Annotated in this window: 19 protein-coding genes; 13 read left to right on the top strand and 6 right to left on the bottom strand. The window is 58.4% G+C overall.

The window, feature by feature from the left end:
• Nucleotides 1-11: 11 nt before the first annotated feature.
• The 4 genes from rnhA to ACR0D6_RS13555 all read right to left on the bottom strand — a co-directional run bounded on the left by rnhA (nucleotide 12) and on the right by ACR0D6_RS13555 (nucleotide 2,810).
• A complete protein-coding gene (gene rnhA, locus ACR0D6_RS13570) occupies nucleotides 12-479 on the bottom strand; it encodes a ribonuclease HI (protein ID WP_170654023.1) in 468 nt (155 codons plus the stop codon).
• Nucleotides 472-1,059 carry a class I SAM-dependent methyltransferase gene (locus ACR0D6_RS13565; RefSeq protein ID WP_480765865.1) on the bottom strand — a complete coding sequence of 196 codons (588 nt, stop codon included), beginning with the start codon at nucleotides 1,057-1,059 and terminating at the stop codon, nucleotides 472-474. The genes rnhA and ACR0D6_RS13565 overlap by 8 nt, the downstream gene beginning before the upstream one ends.
• Entirely contained in the window at nucleotides 1,059-2,009 is a 951-nt protein-coding gene (gene ispH / locus ACR0D6_RS13560; RefSeq protein ID WP_480765864.1) for a 4-hydroxy-3-methylbut-2-enyl diphosphate reductase, read from the bottom strand. The genes ACR0D6_RS13565 and ispH overlap by 1 nt, the downstream gene beginning before the upstream one ends.
• Before the next feature lie 207 nt (nucleotides 2,010-2,216).
• Complete coding sequence (locus ACR0D6_RS13555; protein ID WP_170654018.1) at nucleotides 2,217-2,810, bottom strand: LabA-like NYN domain-containing protein; 594 nt, start codon at nucleotides 2,808-2,810, stop codon at nucleotides 2,217-2,219.
• A gap of 139 nt (nucleotides 2,811-2,949) precedes the next feature.
• Here ACR0D6_RS13555 and folK point away from each other — a divergent pair, with 139 nt between their 5' ends.
• From folK to rnc, 10 genes are all read left to right on the top strand, one after another.
• Nucleotides 2,950-3,519: a 2-amino-4-hydroxy-6-hydroxymethyldihydropteridine diphosphokinase gene (gene folK / locus ACR0D6_RS13550; RefSeq protein ID WP_480765863.1), complete on the top strand. Its 570-nt coding sequence runs from the start codon at nucleotides 2,950-2,952 to the stop codon at nucleotides 3,517-3,519.
• A gap of 93 nt (nucleotides 3,520-3,612) precedes the next feature.
• Nucleotides 3,613-3,966, top strand: a complete 354-nt coding sequence (gene rpoZ, locus ACR0D6_RS13545; protein WP_170654014.1) for a DNA-directed RNA polymerase subunit omega — start codon at nucleotides 3,613-3,615, stop codon at nucleotides 3,964-3,966.
• 26 nt (nucleotides 3,967-3,992) lie between these two features.
• Nucleotides 3,993-6,125 carry a RelA/SpoT family protein gene (locus ACR0D6_RS13540; RefSeq protein WP_480451963.1) on the top strand — a complete coding sequence of 711 codons (2,133 nt, stop codon included), beginning with the start codon at nucleotides 3,993-3,995 and terminating at the stop codon, nucleotides 6,123-6,125.
• A 16-nt stretch (nucleotides 6,126-6,141) separates the two neighbouring features.
• Nucleotides 6,142-6,840 (top strand): DUF2062 domain-containing protein, encoded by a 699-nt coding sequence (locus ACR0D6_RS13535; protein WP_480451964.1) that lies wholly within the window; start codon nucleotides 6,142-6,144, stop codon nucleotides 6,838-6,840.
• Nucleotides 6,833-7,579, top strand: coding sequence for a pyridoxine 5'-phosphate synthase (locus tag ACR0D6_RS13530; RefSeq protein WP_170654008.1), 747 nt, complete (start codon nucleotides 6,833-6,835; stop codon nucleotides 7,577-7,579). Before ACR0D6_RS13535 ends, ACR0D6_RS13530 begins: the two co-directional genes overlap by 8 nt.
• Nucleotides 7,576-8,199: a LysE family translocator gene (locus tag ACR0D6_RS13525; protein WP_480765862.1), complete on the top strand. Its 624-nt coding sequence runs from the start codon at nucleotides 7,576-7,578 to the stop codon at nucleotides 8,197-8,199. The genes ACR0D6_RS13530 and ACR0D6_RS13525 overlap by 4 nt, the downstream gene beginning before the upstream one ends.
• Nucleotides 8,196-8,816 (top strand): LysE family translocator, encoded by a 621-nt coding sequence (locus ACR0D6_RS13520; RefSeq protein WP_480765861.1) that lies wholly within the window; start codon nucleotides 8,196-8,198, stop codon nucleotides 8,814-8,816. The genes ACR0D6_RS13525 and ACR0D6_RS13520 overlap by 4 nt, the downstream gene beginning before the upstream one ends.
• On the top strand, nucleotides 8,813-9,232 hold the full coding sequence (gene acpS / locus ACR0D6_RS13515) for a holo-ACP synthase (RefSeq protein WP_170654003.1): 420 nt from the start codon (nucleotides 8,813-8,815) through the stop codon (nucleotides 9,230-9,232). The genes ACR0D6_RS13520 and acpS overlap by 4 nt, the downstream gene beginning before the upstream one ends.
• Nucleotides 9,233-9,289: 57 nt before the next feature.
• Nucleotides 9,290-10,126: a signal peptidase I gene (gene lepB / locus ACR0D6_RS13510; RefSeq protein WP_480729994.1), complete on the top strand. Its 837-nt coding sequence runs from the start codon at nucleotides 9,290-9,292 to the stop codon at nucleotides 10,124-10,126.
• Nucleotides 10,123-10,800 carry a ribonuclease III gene (gene rnc / locus ACR0D6_RS13505; RefSeq protein ID WP_480765860.1) on the top strand — a complete coding sequence of 226 codons (678 nt, stop codon included), beginning with the start codon at nucleotides 10,123-10,125 and terminating at the stop codon, nucleotides 10,798-10,800. The genes lepB and rnc overlap by 4 nt, the downstream gene beginning before the upstream one ends.
• A gap of 11 nt (nucleotides 10,801-10,811) precedes the next feature.
• On the opposite strand, the gene ACR0D6_RS13500 is transcribed toward rnc, so the two are convergent.
• Nucleotides 10,812-11,576 (bottom strand): hypothetical protein, encoded by a 765-nt coding sequence (locus ACR0D6_RS13500; RefSeq protein ID WP_480765859.1) that lies wholly within the window; start codon nucleotides 11,574-11,576, stop codon nucleotides 10,812-10,814.
• Nucleotides 11,573-12,337, bottom strand: coding sequence for a hypothetical protein (locus tag ACR0D6_RS13495; RefSeq protein ID WP_480765858.1), 765 nt, complete (start codon nucleotides 12,335-12,337; stop codon nucleotides 11,573-11,575). Before ACR0D6_RS13495 ends, ACR0D6_RS13500 begins: the two co-directional genes overlap by 4 nt.
• Before the next feature lie 255 nt (nucleotides 12,338-12,592).
• Between ACR0D6_RS13495 and era the strand changes: the two genes are divergently transcribed.
• The 3 genes from era to ACR0D6_RS13480 all read left to right on the top strand — a co-directional run bounded on the left by era (nucleotide 12,593) and on the right by ACR0D6_RS13480 (nucleotide 15,585).
• On the top strand, nucleotides 12,593-13,501 hold the full coding sequence (gene era / locus ACR0D6_RS13490; protein ID WP_170653993.1) for a GTPase Era: 909 nt from the start codon (nucleotides 12,593-12,595) through the stop codon (nucleotides 13,499-13,501).
• Nucleotides 13,498-13,827, top strand: coding sequence for a DUF1491 family protein (locus ACR0D6_RS13485; RefSeq protein ID WP_480765857.1), 330 nt, complete (start codon nucleotides 13,498-13,500; stop codon nucleotides 13,825-13,827). The genes era and ACR0D6_RS13485 overlap by 4 nt, the downstream gene beginning before the upstream one ends.
• A gap of 114 nt (nucleotides 13,828-13,941) precedes the next feature.
• Nucleotides 13,942-15,585: an amidohydrolase gene (locus tag ACR0D6_RS13480; protein WP_480765856.1), complete on the top strand. Its 1,644-nt coding sequence runs from the start codon at nucleotides 13,942-13,944 to the stop codon at nucleotides 15,583-15,585.
• Nucleotides 15,586-15,632 lie beyond the last annotated feature (47 nt).

Here is a 15,632-nt window from a genome sequence, read left to right as displayed (position 1 = left end):
AAATGGGCGGGTCAGACTTTGGCCTTGCCCGGCTTGAACGGGGCCATTCCCGCGCGGGCCAGTTCATCGGCCCGCTCGTTTTCAGGATGCCCCGCATGGCCCTTGACCCACTCCCAGGTCACGTCATGACGGCTTTGCGCCTCGTCCAGTCGCTGCCAGAGTTCCACGTTCTTGACCGGCTTTTTGTTCGAGGTCTTCCAGCCGTTTCTCTTCCACCCAAAAATCCAGCCGGTAACGCCGTTCTTTACATAGGCGCTGTCTGTCACAACGGTGATCGTTGACGGTCGTTCCAGTGTCTCCAGTGCGTTGATCGCCGCCAGCAATTCCATGCGGTTGTTGGTTGTCTCGGCTTCGCCGCCGCTCAATTCACGCTCTTTCAGCACAGCGCCCTTGTCCATGGCGCGCAGCAAGACACCCCAGCCCCCCGGGCCGGGATTGCCGGAACAGGCCCCATCGGTATAGGCGAATAGTTCAGGCATGGGCGAAAACCAGAATGAACCCGTCATACGATCCGGCCAGCCCCTTGCCCATTCCCGTCACGAAACGATCGAGCGTGAAACCCGCCGCGGTCAGAGCCGTCTCAATCTCGGTCTGGGAATAATAGGTATAGTATCGGTCCAGATGATCACGGTGTTCTCCGGTGCCCAGTTTCATGCCCAGAAAGAGGATACCACCGGGTTTCAGGGCCTTGTGGATCGCGCCCAGATAACGCGGAAAATCCGCACGCGGGGCGTGCAGCAGGGAAAAGCTGGCATAGACGCCATCATATTCCGCCGTTTCAGTGACATCATCGAATGTGCCCAGATGCGCATCTACGCCGTTTTCGCGGGCGTATTCGACAAAAGCGGGTGTGGCGTCCAGTGCCCGAACCTTCAGGCCCTGCCGCATCAGAAACGTGCTGTCCGAACCGGGCCCCGAGCCTAGATCCAGCACATATCCCGCCGCGCCAATCGCATCCGCAAAGGCCTGCCGCGCCTCAAGCTGTTCGGCGGGCAGGGGCACCTTCAGATAATCCGCAATATGCGAGGTATAGGCGTCGATCGTTTTCCGGTCTGTCATCACGCAGATTGCCGCAGCACGCGCGGCACCTTGAATTCAACATTCTCGATCGCCGTTTCAACCATTTCGACAGTGACGTCAAAACGGGACTGAAACGCCTCGATGACCTCATTCACCAGCACTTCGGGTGCGGATGCCCCGGCGGTGACTGCGATGCTGGAAATACCTGTCAGCGCGCGCCAGTCGATATCCGTGGCGCGCTGGACCAGTTGGGCATAGTTGCAGCCCGCCTTGGAGGCGACCTCGACCAGACGGCGGGAATTCGAAGAATTTGGTGCGCCCACAACCAGCAGCGCATCGGATTTGGGTGCCACGATCTTGACCGCTGCTTGCCGGTTTGTAGTGGCATAACAGATGTCTTCCTTGTGTGGTCCGACAATCGCAGGAAAGCGCGCGTGCAATGCCGCAACGATGTCCCTGGTGTCATCGACCGACAGCGTTGTCTGCGTTACAAAAGCCAGCCGTTCGGGATCGCGGACCCGGACATTGGCAACGTCTTCCACGGTTTCCACCAACAGAACTTCGCCATCGGGTAACTGGCCCATAGTGCCAACCGTCTCGGGGTGGCCCTTGTGGCCGATCATGATCATCTGCAACCCGGCATCCGCATGCCTCTGGGCCTCGATATGCACCTTGGACACAAGCGGGCATGTTGCATCCACATAGATCATTTCGCGCCGCGCTGCCTCGGCCGGAATGGCCTTGGGAACGCCGTGGGCCGAAAAGATGACAGGGCGGTCATCGGGGCATTCGTCCAGTTCCTCGACAAACACCGCGCCCTTTGCCCGCAGCCCGTCCACCACGAATTTGTTGTGCACGATTTCGTGTCGCACATAGACCGGCGCCCCCCACTTGGCCAACGCCATCTCGACGATCTTGATGGCACGGTCCACGCCTGCGCAAAAACCCCTTGGGGCGGCGAGGTAGAGTGTGAGTGGCGGCTTGGTCATGTGGACATCTCCCTGACCCGGACAGGTAAGGTTTTTCGCAGCATTGGTCCAGATGTCATGATGGTGTCATGATCCTGACATCGTCGGGCATTAACGTGGTTGGTGTTTAAGCACCGAATGCTAGTTAAAGAAGCGCGGTCAGAATCATGACGATCCTGACCGCGCAATTTCCCATCACTGCGGTTCAAGCCAGATATTCCTCTGGCCTTAGCTACCGCCCGCTACCGCGACGCTGCGGGGCTCCCGAGGTTCCCGGGGCTCCATCGGCATTTCACGCGGCGGACGTCCGATGACGTCACGCAGATCTTCCAGCTCGATGAAGTTGTCGGCCTGACGGCGCAACTCGTCCGAGATCATGGGCGGCTGGCTGCGGATGGTCGAAACCACCGAGACACGAACGCCCTGACGCTGAAGGCTGGCAATCAGCGGGCGGAAATCCCCATCGCCCGAAAACAGCACGATATGATCGACGCGCGGCGCCAGTTCCATGGCATCGACGGTCAGTTCGATATCCATGTTGCCTTTGACCTTACGGCGGCCCATGGAATCGGTATATTCCTTGGCCGGTTTCGTCACCATGGTGAACCCGTTGTAATGCAGCCAATCAACCAATGGGCGGATGGGCGAATACTCATCGTTTTCCAGCAGCGCTGTGTAATAGAACGCCCGAAGCAGTTTTCCCCTGCGCATGAATTCCTGACGCAGCAACTTGTAGTCGATGTCAAAGCCCAGAGCTTTGGCGGCCGCGTAAAGATTCGAGCCATCGATGAACAGCGCTAGCCGTTCGTCCTTATAAAACATAAATAGTCCCTTCCGGTATAACCCATTGCGCCGTGAGGTTCCGTGAGTGAGTGCGTAATAAATCAGCGCAATGGTGCACCTAATGTAAGAATTTTGACATGTATCGCAAGTATTGTCTGTGCGGAATGAGAGGTGAAATATGGCCGAAACCCGGTCAAAAGCAGTGTTGGCGCTGGGTGCAAATCTCAGCCTGAGAGATAACGGGCCCGAAGCGACCCTGCGAAACGCTCTGGAGGCTCTGAAGGCGGAAAGCGTGGTGATTCGCTCTGTAAGCCGCTTTTTTGCCACTCCGTGCTTCCCGGCGGGGGCCGGGCCGGACTATGTGAATGCTGCTGCGCTGATTGAAACCGATGGTACGCCCGAAGCATTGCTTGATCTGTTGCACCGGGTTGAGCATGAGTTCGGGCGCGCCCGCGTTCAGCGCTGGGGCATGCGAACGCTCGATATCGATCTTGTGTGCTGGGACGACCGGGTTTTGCCTGATCAGGCTGAATACGAAAGATGGCTGAAATTACCTGCAGAAGATCAGGTAAAGCTGGCCCCTGACAAATTGATCCTGCCACATCCCCGTTTGCAGGACCGCGCATTCGTACTGGTGCCGATGGCCGATGTCGCGCCGGATTGGCGCCACCCGGCTCTTGATCTGACGGTAACCGAGATGCTCGCGAAGCTGCCCGAGGCCGATGTGGCCGCGGTTGTCCCGCTTTGATGCGGGCAGAACGGCATTTCCCGCTTGTCAAGGCGTAGAATCGCGCTTAGATAAACCCCTTCCTGACACGGATTCATTTACGGAGAGCGCCCCATGGCCCGCGTGACGGTCGAAGACTGTGTAGACAAGGTTCCGAACCGGTTCGAACTGGTGATGCTTGCCGCCCATCGCGCGCGCGAGGTTTCTGCTGGTGCGGCGATTACCGTGGACCGCGACAATGACAAAAACCCGGTTGTTTCGCTGCGCGAAATCGCTGAGGAAACCCAGAGCGCCGACGAACTGCGCGAGCGTCTGATCGAGGCCAACCAGACCCAGATCGAGGTTGATGAGCCGGAAGAAGATCAGATGGCCCTGCTGATGGGGGCAGAGTCGGACAAGCCTGCTGATGACGACATGTCCGAAGAAAAGCTCCTGCGCGCTCTGATGGAGGCACAGGGCCAGGGGTAATTCCCAAAGACGAAGGTGCGGACCGGATGATTTCTGCTGACGACCTGATTGCGCTGGTCCGCAACTACAACCCAAAAACCAATGCCGACCGCATCGCCCGGGCCTATGAGTTCGGAATGCAGATGCACGAGGGGCAGTTCCGCCACTCAGGCGAACCTTATTTCACGCATCCTGTCGCTGTCGCCGCCATCCTGACCGAGCAACGGCTGGATGACGCCACCATCATCACCGCATTGCTTCACGATACGATTGAGGACACCAAAGCCAACTACGGCAAAGTGTCCGATCTGTTCGGGGACGAGGTGGCCAAGCTGGTTGATGGCGTAACCAAGCTGACAAACCTGCAGCTCTCTAGCCGTGAGACCAAGCAGGCCGAGAATTTCCGCAAGCTGTTCATGGCCATGTCCAAGGACCTGCGGGTCATTCTGGTGAAGCTCGCCGACCGTCTGCACAACATGCGCACGATCAAGGCGATGCGCCCGGAAAAGCAGGTGATCAAGGCGCGCGAGACGATGGATATCTACGCGCCGCTTGCGGGTCGCATGGGTATGCAGTGGATGCGTGAGGAACTGGAAGACCTCGCGTTCCGCGTCCTCAACCCCGAGGGCCGTCAGTCGATTATCCGTCGCTTTATCACCCTGCAGCGGGAAACCGGCGATGTGATACATCGCATCACCGGGGATATGCGCCACGAGCTGGACAAGGCCGGGATCGAGGCCGAGGTCTTTGGCCGCGCCAAGAAACCTTATTCGATCTGGCGCAAGATGCAGGAAAAGGATCAGGGCTTTTCGCGTCTGTCCGATATCTACGGCTTTCGCATCATCACTCGGTCCGAGGAAGATTGCTATCGTACCCTCGGTGCCATCCATCAACGCTGGCGCGCAGTTCCGGGGCGGTTCAAGGATTATATCAGTCAACCGAAATCGAACGGCTATCGCTCGATCCACACCACTGTGTCGGGACGCGATGGTAAGCGTGTCGAAGTGCAGATCCGCACACGGCAGATGCACGATGTTGCCGAAACCGGTGTGGCCGCGCACTGGTCGTATCGCGATGGTGTGAGGTCTGAAAACCCGTTTGCCGTGGATCCGGCCAAATGGATTTCCAGCCTGACCGAGCAATTCGACAACGAAGAAGATCATGACGAGTTTCTCGAAGCTGTGAAGCTAGAGATGTATTCGGATCAGGTCTTTTGTTTCACGCCAAAGGGCGACGTGGTCAAACTGCCGCGCGGGGCGACGCCGATCGACTTTGCCTATGCCATTCACACCCGCATCGGGCATGCTTGTGTTGGCGCCAAGGTGGACGGCATCCGGGTGCCGCTTTGGACACGCCTAAAGAATGGTCAATCGGTTGATATCATTACCGCCGACGGCCAGACGCCTCAGGTGACGTGGCTTGAGATTGCGGTAACCGGCAAGGCCAGAACGGCCATCCGCCGGGCCTTGCGCGAGGTGGATCGTGAGCGGTTCATCAAGTTGGGCAAGGAACTGGCCCGTGCAGGGTTTGAACATGTGGGACGCAAGGCGACAGACAAGGCGCTGGACGCTGCGGCCAAACATCTGCGCCTCAAGGATCGTCACGAATTGCTGGCGCGTTTGGGCAGCGCTGAACTGACCGCGCATGAAGTGGTCGAGGCGGTCTATCCCGAACTGACCAAGGATGAGGGCGACGCCATCCCGCTGCGCCGTGCGGTGATCGGTCTGGAACCCGGTCAGAAGTTCGACCGCGCACCCTGTTGTCAGCCTCTGCCCGGTGAGCGCATCGTCGGAATAACCTATCGTGGCAAGGGCGTGGTCGTTCACGCGATTGATTGCGACCGTCTCAGCGAATTTGAGGATGAGCCCGAACGCTGGGTCGATCTACACTGGCATTCGGGTACGCACCCGGCGGTCTATGCGGCAACGCTTGATCTGACCATCGGCAACGACGCGGGCGTGCTGGGGCGTATTTGCACATTGATCGGCGAGAAAAAGGCCAATATCTCCAATCTGGAATTCGTTGATCGCAAACCAGATTTTTACCGCCTGCTGATCAATGTCGAACTGCGCGATGTGGAACAGCTGCATTCGCTGATGTTGATGCTTGAGGCGGAAAGCGACGTGGCCGCGGTCGAACGGTATCGGGATACGGTGCAGGCGTCGGTAGCGGCGGGTTGAGAAAGGACGATCAGGAGTGGTTTTCAAGCGCCGAGATCGACGCTCACCTGTCCAGATCGCTTCGGAATTCGTTTATCCGCGCGGCGGCTGGACGCGTGCGTTTCACTACGTCAAACACCGGGTGCGTCGGTTACCTGACTCACCCGAACGGATCGCGCGCGGGATAGGTGCCGGCGTTTTCGCTTCGTTTACACCGTTTTACGGGTTTCACTTTGTTGTGGCCGTGGTGCTGGGTCGCCTGATTAACGGCAACATTCTGGCCGCACTCAGCGGAACGTTCTTCGGCAACCCGCTGACCTATGTGCCGATTGGCGTTGTGTGCCTGCAAACCGGGCATTTCCTTTTGGGCACCGAATTCGAAAAAGGTGAGACCAAGGGGCTCATGGGCAAATTCGCCAGTGCGCTGGGCGATCTCAAGAACAACTTTTTTGCGATGTTTACCGACCGGGTCGCCGACTGGCACGGGCTGAGCATCTTTTATCACGAGGTGTTCTTTCCCTACATGATCGGCGGCATCATCCCCGGGATCGTGGCCGGAACGATCTGTTATTTCCTTAGCCTGCCGGTGACGCGCACCTATCAACAGCGGCGGCGTGCGAAGATCAAAGCGAAATTCGAAGAAATCAAACGACTAGCTGAAGCAAAGGCTGACGTTCCCCAAGCAAACCCATTAGGCTCATCCCAAGGGCCGAAAAAGGATTCGAGCGATGTCTGATAACCATCTGCGTCTGGGTGTGAATATTGACCATGTGGCGACCGTGCGAAATGCACGAGGCGGGGCCTATCCGGACCCGCTACGCGCCGCCAAGATCGCCGAAGAGGCGGGCGCGGATGGTATCACCGCGCATCTGCGCGAAGATCGCCGCCATATCTCTGACGCCGATATCGACCGCCTGATGGAAGTGCTGTCGGTGCCGCTGAACTTTGAAATGGCTGCGACCGAAGAAATGCAGCGGATCGCCCTGCGCCACAAACCCCACGCGGTGTGCATTGTGCCGGAAAAGCGCGAGGAGCGTACGACCGAGGGCGGATTGGAAGTGGCGCGCGAGGAAAACAAGCTGGCCCATTTCATCGCCCCGTTGCGTGATGCGGGCTGTCGGGTCTCGATCTTCATTGCCGCGGACAAGAAACAGATCGAAGCGGCCCATCGCATTGGCGCAGAGGTGATCGAGCTTCACACAGGCGCCTACTGCGACGCCCACGCCGAAGGGAACAATGACGATCGCGACCGCGAGTTGGAAGCGCTGCGGGAAATGTCGGCCTTTGCGCACTCGCTGGGGCTCGAGGTTCATGCGGGCCACGGTCTGACCTATGACACGGTCCAGCCCGTCGCCGCCTTCCCCGAGGTGAAAGAGTTGAATATCGGCCATTTCCTGATCGGCGAGTCGATCTTTCGCGGCCTTACTCCGGCCATTGCCGAGATGCGCCGCCTGATGGACGAGGCGCGGGCATGATCACACCCGCCTTCGTTGCCATCTGGTTTGCGTGGTTGATGGCCGGGGGGTCGCCGGGGCCAGCAACGATGGGTATCGCGGGCACCGCCATGAACGAAGGCCGCCGAGCCGGTTTGGTCTTTGCCCTGGGCATCTGCGCCGGATCCGCCGCCTGGGGCATCGCTGCCGCTTTGGGACTGTCGGCGATCATGCTGGCCAATGTCTGGGTGTTCGAGGTGATCCGCTATGTTGGGGTGGCCTATCTGGGCTGGTTGGCGCTCAAGGCGCTGCGCCGCGCCCTGACGTCGGACGAGGTGGCGCTGGGCAAACCTGTCAGCGGTTCGCCGAGAGCCATTTTCGCCAAAGGCGCGGCCATTCACTTGACCAACCCCAAGGCGATCCTGAGCTGGGGCTCGATCTATGCCATCGTGGCCCCAAACGACGCCAGCCTGTCGATGCTGCTGGGCTATTTCGCGATGCTTTATGTGGGCTCGCTGCTCATCTTCATCGGCTACGCGTTCCTGTTTTCATCAGAACGCATGGTCCGCGCCTATCGCCGTGCGCGCAGGTGGTTTGACCTGGCTTTTGCCGGGTTCTTTGGGGTGGCGAGCTACAAGATACTGACGGTGCGATTGTCATGATGGATTACGCAGCACTGATCTCAACTGCAGTGGCGTTCTTTGTAGTGGCCGTTTCACCCGGCCCTGCAAATATTTCTAATGCCGCAGTAGCTATGAAATATGGGCGTAAAACCAGCTTGGTCTACGGCGCTGGCTTATCCTGTGGTCTGGTTTTTTGGGGTCTGGTCGCCGCCAGTGGCATGGGTGCAGTTCTGCAATCTTCCTTCTATTTGTTGATGCTGCTCAAAGTTTTGGGCGGGACTTATCTGTTGTGGCTTGCGTGGCAATCTTTCAACTCAGCCAGACGGCCAAATGGGGAGGCCCCAGGCCCAACCGCTGGCGGGCGCTGGTTTCTGCGCGGGCTGATACTCAACATGTCAAACCCAAAATCCGTGGTCGCATGGATGGCGGCTTTGTCGATTGGGATTGGCCCCAATGACAGCTTGCTGAACGTGGCTGTTGCGACTCTGGCCTGTGTCATGGTTGGATTTTTGAACAACGCGCTGTATTCGTTGCTGTTCTCAGTTGATGGTATGATGCAGGCTTATCGCCGATGCCGTCGTTGGATAGATGGCGTCGCGGCCGGGTTGTTTGCATTAGGCGGTGTCGGACTGATCAGGTCGGCGTTCTCAAGATGATCCTCGGCATCGGCACAGACCTCGCAAATATCGACCGTATCCAAGGTACGCTTGACCGGTTCGGCGATCGGTTCCGCAATCGTGTCTTTACTGATATCGAACAGCGCAAGGCTGAACGTCGTCACGATACTGCTGGCACATATGCCAAACGTTGGGCCGCGAAAGAGGCGTGTTCCAAGGCGCTGGGTACCGGTCTGCGCATGGGCATCGCGTGGAAGGACATGGCCGTCACAAACCTGCGCACCGGTCAGCCGGTGATGCACGTGACCGGTTGGGCAGCGGAACGGCTGAAAGAGATGACGCCCGACGGGCATGAGGCGATCATCCACGTCACCCTGACCGACGATCATCCCTGGGCGCAGGCATTTGTGGTGATCGAGGCGCGGCCCATTCACGAAGCGCCGTCCCGGCCTTGACTTGCCCCCATCAGCCCCGCATGTAGCACCGCAACGACGCAAGGACCGGAGAGCAGCATGGCCGAGGAAGCCAAAACAGGAAACGCCTTTTGGGAGACGATCAAAACCGTCGTCTATGCCCTTCTGATTGCGGGCGTTTTCCGCACGCTGTTCTTTCAGCCATTCTGGATTCCCTCAGGCTCGATGAAGCCTACCCTGTTGATCGGTGACTTTCTGTTCGTCAACAAGATGGCCTATGGCTATTCCTACGCCTCCTGTCCCAGCCTGATCGTCCCCAGCCTTGGGCTGAATATTGATGCCGAGGATATCTGCGGCTGGATGAAAGGCGACAATACCCGCATCATGGGTGGTGAACCCGAGCGCGGCGATGTCATCGTGTTCCGCCATCCCGTGACCGGGCGTGACTATATCAAGCGTGTCATCGGGTTGCCGGGGGACAAGGTGCAGGTTCGCGACGGCGTGATCATTCTGAACGGCACACCTGTCAAACAGGTTCCGGATGGCCTCTTTACCGAGATCGCCGAACCTCAGGGGCCGCAACGCCTGCGTCCGCGCTGCGAAAACGGCCCGGTCGGGATCGGGGGTATCTGTGAGAAATCGCGCCTGATCGAAACGCTGCCCAGCGGCCTGTCCTATGATATCCTGAACATCGGAAATCAGGCTGCGGACAATACCGGCATCTATGTCGTTCCCGAAGGCCACTATTTCTTTATGGGCGACAACCGGGACAACTCCAGCGACAGCCGCGTACCGCAATCGGTCGGCGGAGTAGGGTTCGTTCCGTATGAGGATCTGCTGGGTCGTGCGGATCGCATCATGTTCTCGTCCGCAGGTCGGTCGATGTTCTTCTTCTGGACATGGCGCGGCGATCGCTTTTTCAAGGCGATCAATTGAAGATCTCGGCCGAGATAAAAGCCTTTCAGCAGCGGCTCGGGTATGAGTTTTCCGACCCTGCGCTGCTGCTGCGGGCGTTGACCCATGGATCGGTATCGTCCTCTACCAGGCCCGACAATCAGCGACTGGAGTTTCTGGGCGATCGGGTTCTGGGGCTGGTGATGGCGACGGCACTGCTGGAAGCCGACCAAAAGGCCACCGAAGGGCAGCTGGCACCACGCTTCAATGCATTGGTGCGCAAGGAAGCCTGCGCTGACGTGGCGCGGCAGATCGATCTGGGTGCCGTGCTGAAACTGGGCCGGTCCGAGATGCTGTCCGGCGGGCGGCGCAAGCTGGCGCTTTTGGGGGACGCGATGGAGGCGGTTATCGCCGCCATCTACCGCGATGCAGGCTTCGAGGCCGCAAGAGAGGTGATCCTGCGTCTGTGGGGCGATCGGATCTACAATGTCGAGGCCGACGCGCGGGATGCCAAGACCGCATTGCAGGAATGGGCTCAGGCGCGCCGACAGAACCCACCGTCATATGTCGAGGTTTCCCGCAGCGGTCCCGATCATGCGCCGATCTTTACCATCGCGGCCAGATTGCAGGACGGAACCGAGGCACAGGCAACCGCAGGTTCGAAACGTCAGGCCGAACAGGCAGCCGCAAAGGCCCTTCTGGACCGGTTGGGCTGATCCGGATCAGGTCAGGGTTTCGGGGGAAGAACCCCCTTGGCCTGAAGCACGGCAAGTACATCCAGTATCGTGGCTGTACTGACATCGAATGACCCATTAAGGCGGACACCCGCACCGCCATCGCCAATCTCATACGTCCCGCCAGAGCTGTAATCCGGATCAAGTGAAGCCAGATCGGCCGGAAGTTCAGGGCAAATCGGAAACCTGTCGGAGACCGCTGCCCCGGCCCGCAGAAAAACCGAGCGGGCGGTCTGCAGGAACTCTTCCTGATCCTCCGAAAGGGAAGGCGGGTTGTTCAGGGTCATACTCACATCCGCCAATTCGAAATAGATACACTGATCGCGCAGCACGACTGAGGCTGAGGTCGTGAACTCAATGCCTCCTGTGGCCAACAGTGCTTCGCGCTCCGGAGGCTGTCCGATGCTTCTGCGGCACTTGTAGGTGTTCAGTTCAAACCGGCCCGTCACGGTAAGGACTTTGCCATCCGCCCGGGCACTCAGCGCATCCAGCGATATCTCTGCGTTGCAGGCATCGGTAAAGGTTGCGCCTGTCAGAAGAACGGGAAGTTGCCTTTGAATATCCCGAAGATCGACCTTGGCATCGACGCCAATACGCGTGGTCGCGACTTCTGCCAGTTCAAGTTTCACATGATACGGCATATCCGAGTTGCCAATCGCTACATCACGCGAAAAATGAAAGAAAACCGGCTCTGCACTAGCGTGTGAACACAGCAAGGTCAGGGTCGCAGCGGCAGTTCGCAGAAACATGGTTTTCATTCTCCGCCCTCCGCGTCGCCTTTTTCCTGCAGCAACCGCAACAGATCCAACAGCGTTGCCGCGCTGGTATCGACTGATCCCGTCAAACTCGCACCGACCCCGCCGTCGCCAATCTCGCGTGTGCCTCCGGACGTGAACCGGGGATCAAGGCTTGCCAACTCTTCAGGCAAGGTTGGGCAAACCGGATTGTCCGCCAGAACCTCTGCGCTTTTCTCGACAATCAGTGTCTCGGCTTTTTCCGTCAATCCGATCCAGTCAGACACGCTGCCGACAAATCCCTGCGGGTCCAGGTCCAGATCGACAAGGCGAATCCGAACGCAGTTCCGGCTGACATCAGCGGTGGCCCTGGCCTGAACATCGACGTTTTGCCCGAACAGCAACACGCCCCGGTAATGCACCTTGGGGTCCTTGGTGTTGCAGGCATAGAATTTGGCCTGAAACTGCCCGCGCAGGATGACAGCGTTCTGTTCGGCCTGAACGTCCGAGACGGCCAGCGCGAATTTCTGTTTGCAGGTCTCCTCCAGCACGTTCGACAGCAGCGCAGGCGCAAGTTTCTGAACCGTGCGCAGGTCCAGAAACGTGTCGACCCCAAGACGTGTTTCCGAGATTTCGCTGAGCGAGACATACAGTGAATAGGGAAGCTGCGTTTCTTTGACGGGCAGAGAATCCTGAATTTTGAACTCAACGCTTTCAGCGGCCAGACTGCTGGCCGCCGTGGCCAACCCAAGGCCAAGCGGCACAAGGCGGAATAGTCGCGCCAAACCGAAATTTGTCCTTCTGCCCGAAAACCCGGTCACTTTCACCCCCGCCTCGCGTTCGTGGGATCAGTGTAACAGCATTTGGTTCTTTGGTTTCAACAATTTACACGGGCCTCAATTCTGGCGGGCCGCCCGGATTCCTCGATGCCCCGGTAGTTTGGTGCAGAAATGCCCAGCCGCCTGTTGCAGGGCAAATCCCTCTGGCCCGGGACGCCATTCTGCTATAGGGATGCTGGCCTGCAAACAGGATCGCAAAACATGACCACAAGCGCCGGATTCATCGCCCTGATCGGAGAGCCCAATGCGGGCAAATCAACGCTGCTGAACCGCATGGTCGGGGCCAAGGTCTCGATCGTGACGCATAAGGTGCAAACCACGCGCGCGCGCATCCGTGGCGTGGCGATCGAAGGGGACGCGCAGCTGGTGTTTGTCGATACGCCCGGTCTGTTCAAACCCCGCCGTCGCCTGGATCGCGCCATGGTGGCAGCAGCATGGGGCGGGGCGGCCGACGCTGATGTCGTCGTTCTGATGGTCGAGGCGCATCGCGGTGTGACCGAAGGTGTCGAACGCATTCTTGAGGGGCTGAACGAGATCGGGCAGGGCCGCAAGGTGGCGTTGGCGATCAACAAGATCGACAAGGTTCCGTCCGAGAAGCTGCTGGCGCTTACCAGCGACCTCAATGCGCGCTACCCGTTTGCCGAAACCTTCATGATCTCGGCCGAACGTGGCTATGGCGTCGATGACCTGCGCAAGTGGCTGGCCGCAGAATTGCCCGAGGGCCCGTGGCTGTATCCCGAGGATCAGATAGCCGATCTGCCGATGCGCATGATCGCGGCTGAGATGACGCGCGAGAAACTGACCCTGCGCCTGCATCAGGAACTGCCCTATCAGTTGACTGTCGAAACCGAAAACTGGGAAGAGCGCAAAGACGGCTCGGCCAAAATCGATCAGGTGATCTACGTCATGCGCGACGGCCACAAGGGCATCGTGCTGGGCAAACGCGGCGAGACCATCAAGGCCGTCAGTCAGGCCGCCCGCGCCGAACTGGAAGAGTTCCTTGATCGCAAGATCCACCTGTTCCTGCAGGTGAAAGTACGGCCCAACTGGCTGGAGGAATCCGAGCGGTATTCGGAAATGGGTCTGGATTTCAAAGACGGCAACGCATGACCCGTCTGACAGCTGAATTCTGGGTCCATGCCTATCTGGCGCGGCTTCGGTTTCAGGAGATTCCTGCCTTTGTGGTCGCTCATGGTGACGACACGGCGGGGGCGGTTCTGGTCAAGCTCAACACTCTCGATGGTCAGGCCGTTGCGTTCCAGCGCAGTTTCGACCTGATGAGTGGTGAGCGGAAATGGGTGGAACTGTCCAGCGGTGCAGAGTCCGACGTGGACGAAGCCGTCCACCGTCAACGCGGATTCGATCCCGATTTGTGGGTGATCGAGGTCGAGGATCGGCAAGGACGCCATTTGCTGGGTGACGAAGGGCTGGAGTAAGCTCCGCATTGCATCCCATTGAGGTTGAACCGGGCTGGCGCAGAGTCAGAAATCTCTTGGTGAATTGATGCATTCAGATATCATGTTTAGAGTTGTATTCTTGGGGAGGAGAATATGCTCAAACCGTTTGTTTCTGCGTCCGCCTTGTTTTTGCTGGTTTCTTCTGCGGCAATGGCACAGTCGAACCGCCTTAATCCGACCGCCGATTACGCCCTGATCAATGGCAACATCCATACCATGGACGCTGATGGCAACACGGCCGAAGCTATCGGGATCGAAGGTGACGAGATTGTCTATGTCGGCAGTGCTGAAGGTCTGAAAGATGTCATCGGCCTTGGCACAGAGGTCATAGATTTAAACGGCAGGATGGTTCTGCCGGGTTTTGTCGATGGCCACATTCATGCGGCTGCAGGTGGCTTGATCGTGCTTGGTGTCAACCTGCAGACAGATGACAAGGACGAGCTGTTTGCACGGATACGGAATGAGGTCGAAACCAACGACGACGACATCATCCTTGGTAACGGTGTTCGCTTTAACCCATGGCAGGACGGCAATCCGACAGCCGCGATGCTGGACGAAATCGAATCCGAACGTCCGGTATACCTGTGGGCCATCGATGGTCACGCGGCTTGGGTGAATTCCAAAGCTTTGGAACTGGCGGGAATTGATAAGGATACTCCGGATACCGTGCCGGGCTTCTCGTTTTTTGAACGTGATGACGACGGGAATCCAACGGGGTGGGTCGTCGAAATTCCTGCGCAGATGCAGGTTCTGACCTCGCTGATCGACATAACGCCCGAGTTCATGGCCGAAGGTGTTGCGACCTGGCTGCAGCGTTTTGCGGCCGCCGGCATTACTTCGGTCCATGATCATGGGATTCAGGGGATGAGTCAGGAGGAAGGCTTTCAAATGATGGCCGACTTTGAAAAGGACGGGGCTATGCCGATCCGGTTTGTCGGGTCGTATTACTGGAACGATGGCAGTGTTGACCCCCTTCCCGGTACAATTGAACTTGGCGAAAGGTTCAACTCCGAGCTTGTCAAAGCGCGGTATCTGAAAATCAACATGGACGGCGGCGACGACAAATGGAATGCACTCTACGTAGACCCATACACCGATAAACCCGATCTGGTGCCTGACCCCATTATCCCGGTTGAAACCGTCAGGGACGCAGTGATCCGTGCGGACGCCGTGGGGATAGACGTGACATGCCATTGCTTTGGCGATTTGGCAGTCCGGACGCTGCTTGATGCGGTTGAGGCGGCAATCGCCGCTAACCCACCGCGTGAGCGTGCCCACAAGATCACGCATGGCACCCTGATCCATCCCGATGATTATGCCCGGTTCGGTGAGCTTGGTGTGATTTACGACAGCACCGGAGCATGGATGACGTTCGACCCGCTGATGCAATCCATAGCAACGGACAGATTGGGTGCCGACCGGGTAAAAGCAATGTTCCCGGTCAACAGGGTGGTCGCCGAAGGCGGGGTTTTCTCGTTTGGCTCTGACTGGCCCGTGTCGGGCTATGTGTCCGAATACCGCCCACTCGCTGCCATTGAGGCCGGCGTTACCCGCCAGTTACGAGGGCGTGAGGACGTCGAGCCGCTTGGCGGTGACGAGGCAAAGCTGCCGCTGGAGCTTGCGTTGGAGGCGCACACGATAAACGCCGCCCGCGGGATGGGTATGGACAGCGAAATCGGCAGTCTGGAAGTCGGTAAAAAGGCAGACCTCGTGGTTCTGGGCGAAGACCTTTTCTAGATCGACCCGGCCACAATTTCGGATGTCGAGGTGCTTTACACGATCAT

The organism is Ruegeria sp. BJ6, assembly GCF_056537885.1.
Note: the sequence above shows the minus strand (reverse complement) of the source record. Positions and strands in the feature narration are given on the sequence as shown.